Annotated in this window: 15 protein-coding genes, 3 tRNA genes and 1 pseudogene; 15 read left to right on the top strand and 4 right to left on the bottom strand. The window is 38.2% G+C overall.

Annotated features, from left to right (window positions below):
* Positions 1 to 436 precede the first annotated feature (436 nt).
* Complete coding sequence (locus CWB62_RS14240; RefSeq protein WP_138529895.1) at positions 437 to 1,093, top strand: NAD(P)H-dependent oxidoreductase; 657 nt, start codon at positions 437 to 439, stop codon at positions 1,091 to 1,093.
* A 49-nt stretch (positions 1,094 to 1,142) separates the two neighbouring features.
* On the opposite strand, the gene CWB62_RS14235 is transcribed toward CWB62_RS14240, so the two are convergent.
* The 3 genes from CWB62_RS14235 to uvrD all read right to left on the bottom strand — a co-directional run bounded on the left by CWB62_RS14235 (position 1,143) and on the right by uvrD (position 6,304).
* A complete protein-coding gene (locus tag CWB62_RS14235; protein ID WP_058405898.1) occupies positions 1,143 to 1,988 on the bottom strand; it encodes a hypothetical protein in 846 nt (281 codons plus the stop codon).
* Between the two features lie 100 nt (positions 1,989 to 2,088).
* Positions 2,089 to 4,161, bottom strand: a complete 2,073-nt coding sequence (locus CWB62_RS14230) for a GNAT family N-acetyltransferase (protein WP_058405899.1) — start codon at positions 4,159 to 4,161, stop codon at positions 2,089 to 2,091.
* Positions 4,139 to 6,304, bottom strand: coding sequence for a DNA helicase II (gene uvrD, locus CWB62_RS14225; RefSeq protein WP_058405900.1), 2,166 nt, complete (start codon positions 6,302 to 6,304; stop codon positions 4,139 to 4,141). The genes CWB62_RS14230 and uvrD overlap by 23 nt, the downstream gene beginning before the upstream one ends.
* A gap of 311 nt (positions 6,305 to 6,615) precedes the next feature.
* On the opposite strand from uvrD, the gene CWB62_RS14220 reads away from it, so the two are divergent.
* The 3 genes from CWB62_RS14220 to CWB62_RS14210 all read left to right on the top strand — a co-directional run bounded on the left by CWB62_RS14220 (position 6,616) and on the right by CWB62_RS14210 (position 8,029).
* Positions 6,616 to 6,840 (top strand): hypothetical protein, encoded by a 225-nt coding sequence (locus CWB62_RS14220; RefSeq protein ID WP_006791382.1) that lies wholly within the window; start codon positions 6,616 to 6,618, stop codon positions 6,838 to 6,840.
* 115 nt (positions 6,841 to 6,955) lie between these two features.
* Entirely contained in the window at positions 6,956 to 7,324 is a 369-nt protein-coding gene (locus CWB62_RS14215) for a YacL family protein (RefSeq protein WP_058405901.1), read from the top strand.
* An 81-nt stretch (positions 7,325 to 7,405) separates the two neighbouring features.
* Positions 7,406 to 8,029, top strand: a complete 624-nt coding sequence (locus CWB62_RS14210) for a dUTP diphosphatase (RefSeq protein ID WP_058405902.1) — start codon at positions 7,406 to 7,408, stop codon at positions 8,027 to 8,029.
* Here the strand turns inward: CWB62_RS14210 and yrfG are convergent.
* Positions 8,026 to 8,673 carry a GMP/IMP nucleotidase gene (gene yrfG / locus CWB62_RS14205; RefSeq protein ID WP_010557632.1) on the bottom strand — a complete coding sequence of 216 codons (648 nt, stop codon included), beginning with the start codon at positions 8,671 to 8,673 and terminating at the stop codon, positions 8,026 to 8,028. The genes CWB62_RS14210 and yrfG overlap by 4 nt on opposite strands.
* Before the next feature lie 62 nt (positions 8,674 to 8,735).
* Between yrfG and nudE the strand changes: the two genes are divergently transcribed.
* The 11 genes and pseudogenes from nudE (at position 8,736) to CWB62_RS14150 (ending at position 16,629) form a co-directional block, all read left to right on the top strand.
* Positions 8,736 to 9,308, top strand: coding sequence for an ADP compounds hydrolase NudE (gene nudE, locus CWB62_RS14200; protein WP_033025975.1), 573 nt, complete (start codon positions 8,736 to 8,738; stop codon positions 9,306 to 9,308).
* Positions 9,301 to 10,104: a 3'(2'),5'-bisphosphate nucleotidase CysQ gene (gene cysQ / locus CWB62_RS14195; protein WP_058405903.1), complete on the top strand. Its 804-nt coding sequence runs from the start codon at positions 9,301 to 9,303 to the stop codon at positions 10,102 to 10,104. The genes nudE and cysQ overlap by 8 nt, the downstream gene beginning before the upstream one ends.
* Positions 10,105 to 10,239: 135 nt before the next feature.
* Positions 10,240 to 10,316 (top strand) — tRNA-Met (locus CWB62_RS14190).
* Positions 10,317 to 10,394: 78 nt separating this feature from the next.
* A tRNA-Met gene (locus tag CWB62_RS14185) sits at positions 10,395 to 10,471 on the top strand.
* A 176-nt stretch (positions 10,472 to 10,647) separates the two neighbouring features.
* Positions 10,648 to 10,724 (top strand) — tRNA-Met (locus tag CWB62_RS14180).
* Between the two features lie 335 nt (positions 10,725 to 11,059).
* Positions 11,060 to 11,674: a trimeric intracellular cation channel family protein gene (locus CWB62_RS14175; RefSeq protein ID WP_058405904.1), complete on the top strand. Its 615-nt coding sequence runs from the start codon at positions 11,060 to 11,062 to the stop codon at positions 11,672 to 11,674.
* Between the two features lie 34 nt (positions 11,675 to 11,708).
* Positions 11,709 to 11,924: pseudogene (locus tag CWB62_RS14170) on the top strand (magnesium chelatase domain-containing protein); the annotation flags it as partial.
* Positions 11,925 to 12,042: 118 nt separating this feature from the next.
* Entirely contained in the window at positions 12,043 to 13,479 is a 1,437-nt protein-coding gene (locus CWB62_RS14165; protein WP_138531045.1) for an HAD-IA family hydrolase, read from the top strand.
* A gap of 7 nt (positions 13,480 to 13,486) precedes the next feature.
* The gene (locus CWB62_RS14160; protein ID WP_212746526.1) at positions 13,487 to 14,473 is read left to right on the top strand and encodes a DNA-processing protein DprA; all 987 of its coding nucleotides are present in this window, start codon (positions 13,487 to 13,489) and stop codon (positions 14,471 to 14,473) included.
* Between the two features lie 143 nt (positions 14,474 to 14,616).
* Positions 14,617 to 16,011 carry an SIR2 family NAD-dependent protein deacylase gene (locus CWB62_RS14155; RefSeq protein ID WP_212746527.1) on the top strand — a complete coding sequence of 465 codons (1,395 nt, stop codon included), beginning with the start codon at positions 14,617 to 14,619 and terminating at the stop codon, positions 16,009 to 16,011.
* 72 nt (positions 16,012 to 16,083) lie between these two features.
* Positions 16,084 to 16,629, top strand: a complete 546-nt coding sequence (locus CWB62_RS14150) for a hypothetical protein (protein ID WP_138531041.1) — start codon at positions 16,084 to 16,086, stop codon at positions 16,627 to 16,629.
* The last annotated feature ends 233 nt before the right edge of the window (positions 16,630 to 16,862 follow it).

Below are 16,862 nucleotides of genomic sequence, written 5' to 3'. Positions count from 1 at the left end.
AGCTCGAAGGCGAGCCCCGACCAATGATAGTATCCCATTTGCTATGTGACTCTCCACCGCTGTGGGCACCACGACATTCTACTGCGTAGCGCACCGACTTCAAATACAAGAAAGCCCGACTCTAAAGAGCCGGGCTTTTTTACGTCTATAGAAAAGTAAAATTAAGCACTTTCTTTTCTAAAGCGTAGAGTCTCTTAAGCGAAGTGCCTCTTTGTGAACAAAGTATGTTTAATCACACTAAAATCACTCAATATTTTAGCCGGCTAATACAGTAATATTCGTTTAAGTTAGATCAATTAGTCGAGAGATATGGTTTATCTATTATCAATTTTATTTATAAAGTCTTTTAACTTTATTGCTAATTATCAAATGCTCATTAAGCAATTAAACTAGCTCCATCTTGTATTTACATACTTACATTAAGACGGAGAAAAGCATGTCTCACCAAATTATTAAAGACTTACATAATAGATACACTGCAAAGCAATATGATGCATCAAAACGTATTTCTACAGAAGATCTGGAAGTAATTAAAGAAGCTATTCGTCTGTCGGCTTCTTCAATCAATTCTCAACCTTGGAAATTTGTTCTAGTAGAGAGTGAAGAAGGTAATAACCGTTTTCACGATACATTCGCTAACAAGCACCAGTTTAATCAACACCATGCTAAAGAGGCATCTCACACGCTTTTACTTGCTTATGACCCTGAGTTCATTAAAGAGAAGTTTTCGAAGCGTGTTGACGTAGAGGTAAGCTCAGGCCACCTACCAGCAGATATGCGTGATAACTTTATGGGTGCATATGCATTTGCTGAAATGAACACAGATGAAAATGGCTACAACGGTAGTTGGACTAAAGCACAAGTTTATTTAGCACTAGGTAATATAATGCATACTCTAGCGCGTTTAAACATAGCTTCTACACCTATGGAGGGTGTAGACCCAGACTTAATTGGTGAAAAGTTTAGCGCTGAGCTTGATGGACACATTTGTGAAGTTGCGCTAGCTATGGGTTACCCTAATACCGATGAAGACTGGAACCATGGTTTACCAAAAGCGCGTCTAGCGTTAGAAGACATTATTACAACTGTTTAGCATAGTAAACCTTATTTAAAAGCCGAGCCTCTCTCGGCTTTTTTTGTGTTTAAAATAAGCCATATGCTTCTGTTTTTTCGGTTTCTTCTTGCAGCGCAGCAGGTTTAAATATGACACTAGGATCGATAAGCACACTATGGTTTTCGGCCATTTTTATTAGGCCTCGCATCATACCTTTAGTTTGTGGGTCTATATCAAAGCCTATATCAGTTAGCTTATCTAAAGGTTTGATGTCTTCTTTTTTATAATCTAGGCTGTCTTCCACTTTATCGACGAGTAGCCCCACATGAGGATTTATACCGTCTTTTGTTGTGAATACAATTATTGGTTTGTAATCTAAAGTAATTTGCTCTTTTGCAGATTCAAACAGCCTCTCTAACTGAGCAATACTGCTACTTTTTATTTTACTGAGTAAGTTGTTTACCTGCTTATGTTCACCTTGCTTGTGAGCAGTGACTGCTTGTTTAGCTTGTACGAGTAATGATTCGAAAGGTTCATTAAAGCGAGACATAGTAAGCTTTAAATCAGGGTTGTCGGTATTAAACTCTTGGTAAAAAATAATAAAGTCTTGAAGCTCAGTTTCATTAATAGTTAATGTTTCTGATTGAGTTAAGAGGTTCTTTTCTAGTGTATTGAACCAGCTAGTTTGTTTGTCTTGCCATGATCTTAGCTGTTTTAAAATATGCTTGTTGCTTTGCTCCGTTGATATATTATTTAAAATAATCCCTAAATCGAAAACTGGAGTAGGGATATCCATATAATCTTTAACACCAATAAAGCTTTTGTTGTTGTTTGGTAGTGTTGTGAGGTTATTATCAAAGCGCTCGGTTAATAAAATATCAAGTATTTTTAGTGAAATGGTTTTGCAGCCCACTTTAAAGTTTATTAATTCCATGCCTTTATCTTAATTTACCCATCAATCTATTAATAATAGAACAAATCCACCAAATAGCTTAAGTAACTATGTTAATTAATCACTGTATTAAGGAGGCTGATTATTTAATAGCTTTAGTTAGTTTTAACACTGCTTGTTTAAAGTGTGTTTCAAGCTCTTTTTTACCTTGGATCTTTAATTGCTCAATAAGATTTTTATCGCTTTCATTTTGCAAAATTAACTTAATTAATAATTGCTTATCGCTTTGTGTTAAGAGATTAATGATTGAGGGCATCTCAGTGATAACTTGCCAAATAGTGGGCGAAATACTAAATCGAGAAGAATGACTATTAAGTTGTCGTGCTATACGTTTTTGCGTATCTGTACTTATAGGCTTATTTGTAAACGGGGCAATAAGTACACTTACAAGCTGCCAGTCAAGGTGCTTAAAGTGTGTGAGTAAGGCATAAAATATATCGTTTTGAAAATCAGCTTTTAATTGTTTCACCGTACTTGTATTGTTGTTTAAATACTTCACAACGAGTGCTGAGTGCTCGCCAGTGCTTTTATCTTTTTGATAACCAAGTTTTATGGTACTAAATCCTTGGCTTTGCCAAAATTTTAATAGCTCATAGGTGGCGCCAAAACTAGCTCCAAACCAATAACACTCATTACTTACTTTTGATTCGCAGTAACTCAGTAGCGCTTTACCTAGCCCTTGACTGTGAAGGTTAGGAGCAACAGCAATTCTTACTACGCGGGCAGAGAATTGAGTAAGGCACTGGGGATCATTGCTTAGCTGCGAGAGAGTCTGTGCCATTAAATGCCCTTGAGGGCGGCGTTCACCTTTTAGTACTTGCTCAGTAAGCTCTGTGGTTAATCCGCCCTCTATAGAGATTAAACACACTCCCACTAATTGGTTATTTATCTGGGTTATGAATAATCGTTGCGCAGGCGCATCAAGTAGCTGGCGTAAATCATTAACGCTACTTTGATAATGTGCTAAGGAAAGTAATGCGATAACCTGCTCAAGTAACGGCTCGTTGTTTGTGAGTTGGTGTTGAGTAATTTCACTGTGGACTAGGTTATTTAAGCCATTGCGTTGAGTTTCTTCGTACTGTGCTTCGAGTGCGAGCAAAGTGCGTATATGGCGTTCTAAAGGATCGGCTTTTGCAAACCTTAACGGTGCATCAAGTGTGACAATATTAGCGGCTTTGTACTTTGCTTTAACATACTGACTAAACCTAATTGTATAACCCCTACCATTGCCCTCATAGCCTACTAAAGTGCTTGCAAATACAATACGCGGATAATGCTTAAGCATTTTGAACAACAGAGGAACAGGTATTGCAGCTGCCTCGTCAACAAGTAATAAATCACACTCTGGCAACGAGCTTAATAATGAATCTGGAGCAATATACTGTAAATTGGCAAGTTGCTTACTTTGACTTTCGAAGGGGATGTTTAACTCATTGCTTAAATGTTTAAAGCTACTATGAGTGGCTTTAAATTGTGTGCTGCAAAGTAGTATTTTTTTATCTATAAGTTTTGCAGCAGCAAGTCCAAGCGCTGCAGATTTACCACGGCCTCTATCGGCATTAATAAGTAAAGGGCGATTAGCGCGACCATGAGCCACTTTAATTATATTTTCTACACAATGCTGTTGCGGTTCAAAATCTATTTTATTGGTAGAGCTTTCGCTAGTGATATTACGTGTACAGCCATGTAATTCACTGAAATGAAAAGCGGGTAACGATTGTATAACGCGGGCAATGCGTTCATTAAAGAAGCTATAGCTTACTTTATACCCGTGAGACTGCACTGTGCTTAGCGCAGGATCTGGCCAAGTTGAAAGCTCGCTTAATTCTGGTAGCAGTAAATATAATATACCGCCTGCTTTTACCGTACCTGCAATGGCAGCCAATATATCAGGGTGTAAGCCACTAAAGCCATCGTATACGGCGTGTGAATATTCTTGCCCTAAAATTTGATGGGTACGATTAGGCCACTGCGCGTTATTTAATGAGGTATTTTTAGAAACGACGAGTGTATTTTCAGTTTGAAGTAATTCACCTAATAGCTTGTAGCACCAAGCGGTACTGCCAGTAATGAGCACAAGTTGGCGATGATAAGCGCCAACCAGTGTTTTTTCTAACGTGTTTACGTGAGCTTTATACAGCTTGTAATCGTGCATAAGCCGTTACTAACCATTTGCTGCCTAAGTCATCAAAGTTTACCTGTACACGCGATTGCGCGCCGCTGCCTTCATAGTTAAGAACCGTGCCAATACCAAACTTAGCATGCAGTACACGTTGGCCTAAATTAAAGCCGCTGTCTTCAAAGGCGGCATGGCTGACTGATGCACTAAAGCGTCCTGCTGCCGGTGGTCGCGAAACTTGCGTTTTGATACGAATTTCTTCAACGCAGTCCTCAGGAATTTCGCGTAAAAAACGTGAAGGGCTATGGTATTTCTCTTGTCCGTATAGGCGGCGGCTTTCGGCGTGGCTAATGTATAATTTATCCATAGCGCGGGTCATACCTACGTAACATAGGCGACGTTCTTCTTCTAATCGACCAGACTCTTCATTACTTTGTTGCGATGGAAACATACCTTCTTCCACGCCCACCATAAATACAAGCGGGAATTCTAGGCCCTTAGCTGAATGCAGAGTCATCATTTGCACGGCATCTTCGTGCTCATCAGCTTGCCCTTCACCAGACTCAAGCGAGGTATAGGCTAAAAAGCCTTGTAGTGGTGAGCTAAACTCTTCTTCTTCAGGGAGTTCGTACTGATCGCATGCGCTTATAAGCTCTTCTAAGTTTTCTACACGAGCACGACCTTTTTCGCCCTTTTCTGCCTGATACATAGCCATAAGGCCAGACGTTTGAATTGCATACTTAGCTTGCTCTTGTAATGTAAGGTCGCTAATTTTGTCTTCAATGTGCTCAACCAGCTCAACAAATTTGCTAACAGCGCCGGCTGCTCTGCCCGATAAGTGCTGTTGTTCAACAATAGCTTTCGCTGCGTACCATAACGGAAGTGACTCAGCACGGGCGCAGTCGCGTATATGACTTAAAGTTTTGTCGCCAATACCACGTGCAGGGGTATTAATTACTCGTTCAAATGCGGCGTCGTCCTGGCGATTACCGACTAAGCGTAAGTACGATAGCGCATCTTTAATTTCTTGACGCTCGAAGAATCGCATACCACCGTAAATACGGTACTTTAATCCTTCTTGTAGCATGGCTTCTTCAAGTACACGAGATTGCGCATTACTACGGTATAAAATGGCGGCGTCTTGTAACGCGTTACCGGCATTTAACCAGCTACGTAATTTACTGCTTACAAAGCGGGCTTCGTCTAGCTCGTTAAAGGCGGCGTAAATTGATATAGGCTCGCCCTCGTTGCCATCGGTCCATAAGCTTTTACCCATGCGCTCTGAGTTATTTTTTATAAGCGCATTAGATGCTTTAAGAATAGTTGCGGTTGAGCGGTAGTTTTGTTCAAGGCGAATAGTTTCGGCGTCAAAGTCAGTTAAAAAACGTTTTATATTTTCTATTTTAGCGCCGCGCCAGCCATAAATACTTTGGTCATCATCGCCCACAATCATAATACTTTGCGTATCGCCTGCGAGCAGCTTTAACCATGCGTATTGAATGGTATTGGTATCTTGGAATTCGTCTACCAGCATATGCGCAAAGCGCTGTTGGTAGTGGCGAAGTAGCGTAGGGTTATTTTTAAGCACCTCATAGCTACGTAGGAGTATTTCAGCAAAATCGACCAAACCAGCCCTGTCACACGCTTCTTGATAGGCGGCATATACACGCAGCATCATTTGCTCGTTTATATCATACGCTTGAATATCTTTAGGACGAAGTGCTTCGTCTTTTTTAGCGCTTATGTACCAGCCAAACTGTTTAGCTGGCCACTTTTTATCATCAATATTCATTGATTTTAATAAGCGCTTGATCATACGGAGTTGGTCGTCAGAGTCTAAAATTTGAAAGGCTTCTGGTAAGTTAGCTTCACGGTGATGAGCGCGTAAAATTCGATGTGATAAACCGTGGAAAGTACCAATCCACATGCCACCGACCGGTGCTTTTAAGGTTTCTTCAACACGAGTGCGCATTTCTTTAGCCGCTTTATTGGTAAAGGTTACCGCAAAAATACTATAAGCAGAGGCTTGTTCAACCTGCATAAGCCACGCAATACGATGAACTAACACTCGTGTTTTACCAGACCCAGCACCCGCCAATACCAGCATGTTTTGTAATGGGGCTGCAACGGCATCGCGTTGTTTGTCATTTAAGCCATCGAGTAATTCTGAAACGTCCATCGTTACGCCTTTTTAATCAATATTGAGGGCAGTATAACAGGTGTTTTTGTTAGGCTAAATAAAATACTGTTTTTATGAACAGCTATTCTAAAAATAACCTCTAAAACCAATCAGCTGGCTAGTTTTAGTATCGATAAGTGACTAAAATTAATAATAAAAATAATCAAATTGACCTATATTTAGTAAAAAATACCAAAGCAATTAGAGAGTCGTAATTTAACTAACTGATTTTTAAGCTTTAATAAATTGGCATAAAGTGTGATAGTAAGTAAATAACTAAAATTTAAAATTAATTAACTACAGAGGTGAGTATGGCTGATCAAGGGTCTGGCGGTAATGTAATTGCTGCGTTGTGTAATATATTTTTTCCTGGTTTAGGGCAATTAGTACAAGGGCGTATTTTAGCAGCTATATTTTTTGCGCTAGCTATTGTCATAAGTTACGCACTTATATATGTACTCGTTGGTTTTGTATTAGTGCCTATTATTTACTTATGGTCGATAATAGATGCGGCACGATACCGCTCACGAAGTTAGGTATTTAAACGTTTTATAAAAATAGCGCCTAATGGCGCTATTTTGCTTTTTAGGGTCGGCGTTAAAGCTAATTTATGGGTATAATCGCGTTATTAGCGTTTAATAAGTAATAGTTATGGAATATCAATTTATTCGCGACCCTATTAGTGGGCTGCGCATTAAAATAAGCAGCGAGCATGCAATCATTGGCCGTTGGTTAAACGAAGAAATTGGCAAAGACAAAGTGGCTATGGTGCAAGCACTTATTGCGTCGGTAAAAACGAGTTTTGAGCCTGTGACTTTAAAAGGCCAAGAAATAGATTTAATTTTATCTAAAGATGAAGCCTTATTTGAAGCGCATGCACTGCACCAAGACAGCGAAGACTTAATTGCCTATCAAGATGACGATTTAATGCTTGAAGAAAACGACTTAAGCAGTGGATGTGGTTTTGAAGACTTTATTGATTTAATCGAGTCGTGGTATGAGTTTACCAGTAATCGATAAAATAATTAAAACAGACATAGCAAATGCAAAAACAGCGCTTTCTCTGTATTATTAAAACAACTAAAAACGACAGGAATTGATATGTCTGCCAATTTAAATAAGCTAGTAGTCATGCTAGAAATGCAAAACGCCATGAATACAAAAGTGCATGAGCAATGGTTTAAACAAGGGTTTGAATGGTATCGCGCTATTTGGGTTGAGTGTGCCGAAATGCTAGATCATCATGGCTGGAAGTGGTGGAAAAAACAAACACCCGATACCGAGCAAGTTATTTTAGAATTAGTTGATATTTTTCACTTTGGTTTGTCGCTACGTATTGACGGTAAAACAAGCTATCAAGACTTAGCAAAGCAATTAGAAAGTGAGTTGAGCCAAGTACAGCAAGCGGACGACTTCAAACAAACGTTAGAAATACTTGCGGCATCTGCAGTTGCAGATAAAGCGTTTAATGCAGCAGCCTTTGCCGGTTGTATGGCACAAATGGGCATGGATATTGACGATTTATACCGTGGTTACGTCGGTAAAAACACCTTAAATTTTTTCCGCCAAGACCATGGTTATAAAGATGGTAGCTACATTAAAGTATGGAACGGCCAAGAAGATAACGAACACTTGGTTGAAGTGGTTAAAAGCCTTGATACCGAACATGCAGACTTTGCAAAGTTAGTTTACCAAGGCCTTGAGGCACGTTACCCAAAAAGCTAAATAATAGTACGATAGTCGGTTACATTTAAGTAATCGGCTATTTCGTTGTGTGGTTGCTGGCTGTCGGGGTTGGCAACTGCAAGTAAGTGTCCAATGCCGTATTCTTTTGCGGCATTTAATACAGCTACGCTGTCGTCAACAAACAAAGTACGTGTTTTGTTAAACCCTAAATCGTTTTGTACTTGGTGCCATAAACTTTGCTGCTCTTTACTTACGCCATATTCATGCGTCGACACTACACCATCTAAATAATTATCGATTGCGGTGTGTTCAAATTTCATCATGACGTTTTCAGGATGCGCGTTGGTAAGCAATATAAGTTCTTTTCCTGCTTTTTTAAGCTCCGTCAAAAAATAGGGCACGTCATCACGTACTTTTATAAGGTGCTGTGTTTCTCGTTTTAGATCCATAATTGGTAATTTAAGCTGATCTTCCCAATAATCTAAGCAGTACCACTCAATTTGGCCACTTACAGCTTGGTAGCGTTTAAAAATATCTTCTTTTGCTTCGCTCAAGCTTATATTTTTGGCTAAGGCATGTTGTTGTGGAAGAACAGTTAACCAAAAATGGCTGTCATAATGTAAATCGAGAAGTGTTCCGTCCATATCAAGTAAAACGGTATCGATTTTTGACCAATTTAGCATGGGCTTTTCCCTGTGAAAAGTTTATGATTAAGCACAACTGCCATGATAGCAAATTAACGCCAATGACACAGAAAAAGCATCCAACACCTCCTCAAATCCTAAGTAATAATGTTGTCGCTAAAAGTCGCCTATTTACTGTGGAATCTTTAGAGCTAAAATTCTCGAATGACGAAGAGCGTCAGTATGAACGTATTCGAGGTGGTGGCAGGGGTGCTGTAATGATTGTGCCTATAACGGCCGATAACGAAATGCTGCTAGTGCGTGAGTATTGCGCTGGCACCAATGACTACCAGCTAGGTTTTCCTAAAGGACTTATTGACCCAGGCGAAACGCCAGAGCAAGCTGCTAATAGAGAACTTAAAGAAGAAGTAGGTTTTGGCGCAGACTTTTTTAAACCATTAAAAACAGTGACCATGGCACCCAGTTATTTTAATGCCACTATGCACATTTTATTTGCTAAGCAATTATATCCGCAAACGCTCCTTGGCGATGAGCCTGAGCCTTTAGTTGTTGTTAAGTGGCCATTAACGCAATGGCAGTCATTATTAGAGCAAGATGATTTTACCGAAGCACGAAGTGTTGCCGCTTTGCTATTATTAGATAAGTACTTAGCATCTGGAGCTGCCGATGAATAAATTATTAGAACCTTGTATTGAATTAGCCGAACGTGCAGGCGATGCCATTATGGCTATATACAAAAAAGATGATATTGGCCAACAAGAAAAATCAGACCACACACCAGTAACTAAGGCCGATTTAGCTGCAAATGATGTGCTTGTTGCAGGCTTAAAGGCACTTGCGCCTGATATTCCAATCATGTCGGAAGAAACGCCTATCCCTGCATTAGCCGACAGGCAAGATTGGCAGCGTTATTGGTTACTTGACCCCATGGATGGCACTGGTGAGTTTATTTTAGAAAGTGGTGATTTTGCTGTAAACATTGCGCTTATTGAAAATAACCACCCTGTACTGGGTGTTATTCATTGGCCGTCAAAAGGTATTACGTATTTTGCGAGTGCAAAAAATGGTGCTTTTAAGCGTGAAGAAAAGAGCGACACACAAATATACGTAGCTCCGCCTGAAAGTTTAACGCTAGCGGTAAGTCGCCGTCAGAAAATTGAGTCGGTGAGCCAATACTTAAATAGCCAATTTACAACCATTGCGGTTGGTTCGTGCTCGTTAAAAGCATGTATTGTTGCTGAAGGTAAAGCGGACTGCTTTTTAAGAATAGGCCCAACGGGTGAGTGGGATACAGGGGCTTCACAAGTTATTGTAGAAGAAGCGGGCGGTTGCATTACCGATGCAGAGTTTAACCCTTTAACGTATAACCAACGCGAGAGCACTGAAAACCCAGATTTTATTGTAATGGGCCATCCTGATTGGGAGTTTCAAAAAATGATTACTCCTCACCAACGAGCGAGTATAGAATAGGTTTTGATTGCTTTTTGTTCACTTGAACAGTTTTAAGTAGTTAAAGCCTTGCATTATAAGTTTATTCCTATATAGTAGCGCTCTCTTCAAGGCAGGCTCGTAAATATTACGAAAATGTTTTAAAGAAATTACAGGCGCGGGATGGAGCAGCCTGGTAGCTCGTCGGGCTCATAACCCGAAGGTCGTCGGTTCAAATCCGGCTCCCGCAACCAATTTTTATAAAACTTGGTTACTGTAAACTCTAACTTAAGAGATAAAATTAAGTAGTCGATAGACTTTAAATATACAGGCGCGGGATGGAGCAGCCTGGTAGCTCGTCGGGCTCATAACCCGAAGGTCGTCGGTTCAAATCCGGCTCCCGCAACCAATTTTCTGTAGAGGATTGAGGTTACTGTAGAATGTTAGTTAAGGAAAAGCTTGTCGGTCTCAGCTCTTCATTAGCCAGCAAAGGTCGTCGGTTCAAATCCGGCTCCCGCAACCAATTTTTAAATTGGACGCCACGTTGTAATGTAAGCAACGTTAAATAAGTATGCATATTTCAGGCGCGGGATGGAGCAGCCTGGTAGCTCGTCGGGCTCATAACCCGAAGGTCGTCGGTTCAAATCCGGCTCCCGCAACCACTGAAATAAAAAGTTATAGTAAAGCAACACGCCTAAAGCGTGTTTTTTTATGCCTGAAATTTAGTGAAATGGGTAGCTCGTCGGTCTCAACTCTTCATTAGCCAGCAAAGGTCGTCGGTTCAAATCCGGCTCCCGCAACCACTGAAATAAAAAGTTATAGTAAAGCAACACGCCTAAAGCGTATTTTTTATGCCAGAAATTCAGTGATTCCTAATAACAAAGCTGTGATTACATTTACCCCATTTACTTATACTAATCATTTTAAGTTTTTTATTACTTAACACCCCGTGCTGGGTATGTTAAAACGGCTGAAATATTTTTAAGCGCACTTTTACATGACAGAACTTTACCACTGGTTTGATTTAATCGGTATCGCCGTGTTTGCTATTTCAGGCACATTAGTGGCCTACGAGAAAAAAATGGATGGCTTTGGGGTTGTAGTATTAGCAACAGTGACCGCTATTGGTGGGGGAACGGTGCGTGATGTTATTTTAGATGTGCCGGTATTTTGGTTGCATGACCAGAGTTATTTTTTCGCTATTTTAGCCGCAGTGCTTATTACGTCTCGGCTTATTAATAAGCAAAAATCAATTCCGTACTACACATTGCAAATAGCAGATGCATTCGGTTTGGCGTTTTTTGCTGTAATGGGCACGCAAAAAGCATTGCTTGCAGGTATGCCAGAAATGACAGCAATTATTATGGGGGTAATAACCGCCTGCTTTGGAGGCTTAATACGCGATGTTCTTGCCCGAGAAATTCCTATGTTATTAAAAGGCGAGCTATATGCTATTACCTGTATTGCGGGTGGTATTGTATATACGCTCAGTGTGTATTTTTCATTTGTGACCGAGCTGGCGATGGTATTGGCGATGTTGATGACATTACTCCTGCGTTTTTCAGCAATAAAGTGGAAAATCACATTACACGTTTTTAAATATCCTGACTAAACTTATCTAATCATAGGACTGATTAGGATAAGGAATGTCATTAGCTCGTATATATTCTCGTGCACAGGTGGGTATTAATGCCCCTGAGGTTATTGTTGAGGTTCATTTAGGAACGGGTCTACCTGCATTTCATATTGTGGGCCTTCCTGAGGCCTCAGTAAAAGAGTCAAAAGACAGGGTGCGCAGTGCACTTGAAAACTCTCAATTTGGTTTCCCTGATCAACGCATTACTGTTAATTTAGCGCCTGCCAAATGCATTCAATGGAAGTCATGGGAGTTTTTGTAAGTTGATAATTTTATTATTTAATTCTTGAATATAGTGATACATTGCCATAATACAGGAATGTATTTCATTAATAAGGATTGTTATGGGTAAAATTTCAGCTGTACTATTTGATCTAGATGATACTTTAGTTTTTTCTTCACATCTAAAAAGTGCCAGAGAAACTAGAGATATAAGAGCTCTCAGGAGGTTATTGCCATCGACTCAATTATGTAAGAATATTCTCACTTTAATTGAAGGATTATCTCGAAAAGGCATACCGCTTGGAATAGTAACAAATTCACCTAAATGGTATGCAGATGAGGTACTGAATTACTTTGAACTATTCGGCTATTTCTCTGTGATTGTGTACTATGATGACGTTAGGCCGAATATAAAGCCTTCACCGCTTGGCATTAATCTAGCGTTAGAGCGTTTATCAATATCTAAACCTGAATCTGTTTTATACATAGGTGATCACCAAGTCGATATTGATGCTGCCTATTCCTCGCATGTCATACCTATTGCTCCAACTTGGGCTGATACTAAAATTCCTCAAATGCCAGCATGTGTTATATGCACAAAAGCTTTATTAAAGGAAATAGATTCAATTGAAAATATAAGATTATTGGCAGAATCGGCTTCTGATAATACTAATTTATATTTCCAGATTGGAAGAGAGTTTTATTTTTGTCCGATAAATCTAGAAGCCCAAGTAGTGATGCCTGGAAGAAGAAATATCCAAATTATCACTTTTGGTCGTTATTTTAGTACTAAATCTAAAATAACAGCTAATCTAGCTGCTAGTCATAAACTATCTATCGATATTCAGTCAAAAGAACAAAACTCAAATTTTGAGGCTCCAAAGTATTGGGTCGATACATTTGTTTTTGCATTACAAAGAATACCGCAATATCTATATAGAAATAACGAAGGCGTAGATATAGTTACTGTAATCCCCGCAAAGCAGCTAAAGAACAAAAGACTAGAACGTATGCTAAGGCGTATTCATGAGAAATCAGGACTAGATTATCATTTTATTGACGATATATTTCAATTTTCTGAGAATGCAATTAGCTTAAAAACTGTGAACGGCAGAAGAGAGAGACAGGTAGCTGTAAATGGGCAGTTGCATCTCAATCAGAAGTATAAAGGCAAGCTTAAAGGGGCGAAGATTATTATATTGGATGATGTAGTTACGACCGGTGCTACATTTAAAAGAGCAATCTCACTACTTGAAGTCGAAGAAGCTGAGAAGGTGCTCGGGCTTTGTTTAGCGAAAACGGTACATCCAATAGGTGACACTGAGACGTGTGATAGATGTAATAGACCTATGAGATGCCTTACAAATAAGTATGGAATAAAATTTTGGGCTTGTACTGGTTATCAAGAACCAATACCTTGTAATCACGCTAAAGGTATAACTATAAAGGACTGCCCAAGGTGTGCGAAAGAATTAGTGTTAAAAAGCAGTCAATATGGAAAATACTTAGCGCACGAAGGTGAAGCAGCGAAACACTGTCAGTATAAAGAGAATAGGTAACTATATTTTGGAAGTATCATTATTTACATTTAAGCTTTTGTGTCTGAGCTCTTTGAAGGGAGTTGGTCAACAATCATTAAATCGACTGTTAAATGAGGATATTCTGAAGCTGGATCTCGAAGAGATACTAAAAAAAGTCTATCTTAAAAAACAATACTCATTAGAAGATATAGAGCAAGCTAGGACGTTTGCTCAAAAGCAGGTTGATGAAGCTTACAAAAGAGGGCATTACATAATATCTCCTCTTGATAATATCTACCCTGAAATATTGAAAAAACTAGAGGTAAGACCTGCTATTTTATTTATCGCAGGTTCTCTTGAAGCTGTTAATTCAAAAAAAGTAGCAGTAATCGGTACTAGAGAGCCGACTACTCATGGCAATATTATAGCTAAGAGAATCACTACTTGGTTTACCCAAGAGGGGTGGGGTATTTTAAGTGGCTTAGCTATTGGAATCGATACGATTGCACACCAAAGTACTTTAGATGCTAATGGAATTACCATAGCAGTTCTTGCTCATGGTTTGGATACCGTTTACCCTGCAAAAAATAGAGGTCTAGCAGATGAAATTCTTCGCTCAAATGGTGCCTTAGTATCTGAATACCCATACGGAGTAACAGTAAGACCTGCTCAATTAGTTCAAAGAGATAAGATCCAAGCTGCTTTGTCTAATGCAGTGGTCTTAGTCCAAAGTGACCTAAAAGGTGGGAGTTTACATGCTTCTCGTGAAGCTATTAAGCTTGGAAGGCATCTAGTAGTTGCAGGTCAAAGCACTACTGATTTAGAAAATAATGAATCAAAGACTCAAGCAAATAATTTTATTTTAACAGGCAGTAATGACGAAATTGCTCGATTTATGAGATGTCTTCCTAACCAATTAGATCGAATCATCTATTTGAAAAATAAAAATGATTATTCTTTTGTTAATAATATTTTACTATCCGTATCAGAAGATGTCATTCAAAACCCCAAAGAGCAGAGCTTATTTGATTAATTTCAAATATCTCAGAATAATTAATATTAGAGGTTCGCTTGGATATACGCACATTTATAAGTCAATATCGAAATCATCCAGTTTTATTTATTGGCACCGGAGTAAGTCTTCGATATCTAAACAACTCATACACATGGGATGGCTTGTTAAAACATATTGTTACTGAGTTGACAGGGGATGTGGAATTTTATTTAGATATAAAATCTCAGTGTCAAGATGAAGGAAAGTACGATTATTCTATAATTGCTTCGAAAGTAGAAGAGGCGTTTAATTATACTTTAAGTCAGGATCGAAATGGAAAATTCAAACAGATCAATGATATTTTTTATGAAGAAATGATAAAAGACAATAACTTAAGTCGTTTCAAAATATACATATCTCAATTACTTAGTAAACTTGATTACCGTGACTCTAAACTGGCCGAAGTAGCTGAATTTAAAAAAATACGTAAAAATATTGGTTCTGTTATAACAACTAATTATGACTGTCTTGTTGAGGATATATTTGATTTTCAGCCTTTAGTTGGTAATGACATTTTATTAAGCAACCCATATGGCTCTGTTTATAAAATACATGGCTGTCATACAGCACCATCTAAAGTGATAATTTCAGAAGATGATTATTATAAATTTAATGCAAAATATGAATTAATAAGAGCCCAGCTACTATCCATTTTCATTCATAACCCAATTATTTTTTTAGGGTATGGGATAGGTGATGAAAACATTAAAAGTCTATTGAAGACTATTTTTACCTATGTAGAACCGAACTCTGAGGATGCTGAAAGAATTCGTAATAACTTTCTTTTGGTCGAGTATGAAGAAGGTTCTGTATCACATGAAATTTGTGAACATGATATTGATCTTGAGGGGTACGCTACTATCCGTATTAACAAAGTCAAAACGGATGATTTTATTGAGATTTATAAAGCTTTGTCAGATTTAAATTTACCTGTTTCTGCGATGGATATTCGAAAAGTACAAAGTATAGTAAAGGAGATTTATTCAGGAGGGAGTATTCAGGTAAGCATTACTGAGGATTTAGATTCATTAAATAATAACGAAAAAATACTAGCAATCGGTTCCAGTAGGTCAATAACTTATACCCATCAGGACTCTTCAGGAATGATGAGTAACTATTTTAGTATTATTGATGAGGCTAATAACCAACTCTTAAAGCTAATAAACGAAATCAAGATAGCATCTACTCAGTGGTTTCCAATTTTTGGTTTTCATAAAGTATGCCCTGAAATAAATAAAGCTCCAATTTTAAAAGTTCAGCAGCTAGCTAAGTTAAAAACATACCTAAATACACTCAGCTCTAATGTAGAGTCAATACATACATCTGCTGAAAGTATTATGGAAGATGATAATATATCGCGTGCTAATAAGGTGAATGCAATAATTTGGTCGATTTGGCATGATAAGCTCGATTTGGCTGACATAGAGGTTTATTTATTGGGTTTTAAAAATAAAAAAGATACAGATTATAGGCGTTTACTATGTGTTTATGACTATAAAAAATATGGTGAACTATAATTATAATACTTCAATTACTTTGTGTATGTATGACATTAAACACCTATATTTTTTTATATTGGAGCTAAATCTATGGATATTATAGAAGTTATAAAAGAGCCTATTTTTTTAGTTGTATCTACAATACTTTCTCTCATTATTTCTGTAATGGCGAATGTGTTAACTCCAAAAGTCCTTCAATTATGTTCTCAGCTTTCTGTATCTCTAAGAGATAAGCAATATGCAAAGAAAGCTATTTATCACTCAAAAGTTGTTACAGCAGCACATGATACAAATAGGGTTGTGAATATTAAGTTAGACGCAGCCTATAGCTTGCTAAGAGCTTTAATTATGATTGTATTTAGCTTATTTCTATTTTCTATAGCAACTTATTTTGATGTATCTGTGTTTTTTATCGCTTTTTCATTGGCGCTGGTTACGTATGCTGTTTCATTATTCAATAATGCCCAAATAAGCTATAGGATAGCTGTGCTTGCAGCAAAAAGAGCAGAGTATATGATGAAGATTAGGACGCAAATTAATGCTAAATATCAAGAGCAGGAGTATGAAGACTTTATCGATCCCGATGAAGATGCTTATGAAAAATGTCTTATTGAGTGGGACAAAGAAAACATCTAAGTATAACGATCCCGCTTCGGACTAAAGAATTTTAAATAGCTTTTTCTTTAGGTCTAAGTTGAGCGCTAATACTTCAGGAAAGATAAAGACGCTGCTAACTTAAATTTTATTTTTATGCTTATCTAACGCATTAAGTACGTACAGAGATGTCCTAAAGCATAGGACTTGAAGTTTAAATTTTACACAGACTATTTTTTACGCCTAAGATTGCTGCTATACCTATACCTATACCT

The organism is Pseudoalteromonas sp. S408 (assembly GCF_005886645.1).
In the GTDB taxonomy this organism is placed as follows: domain Bacteria; phylum Pseudomonadota; class Gammaproteobacteria; order Enterobacterales; family Alteromonadaceae; genus Pseudoalteromonas.
This window is presented reverse-complemented; position numbering and strand designations above follow the sequence as displayed.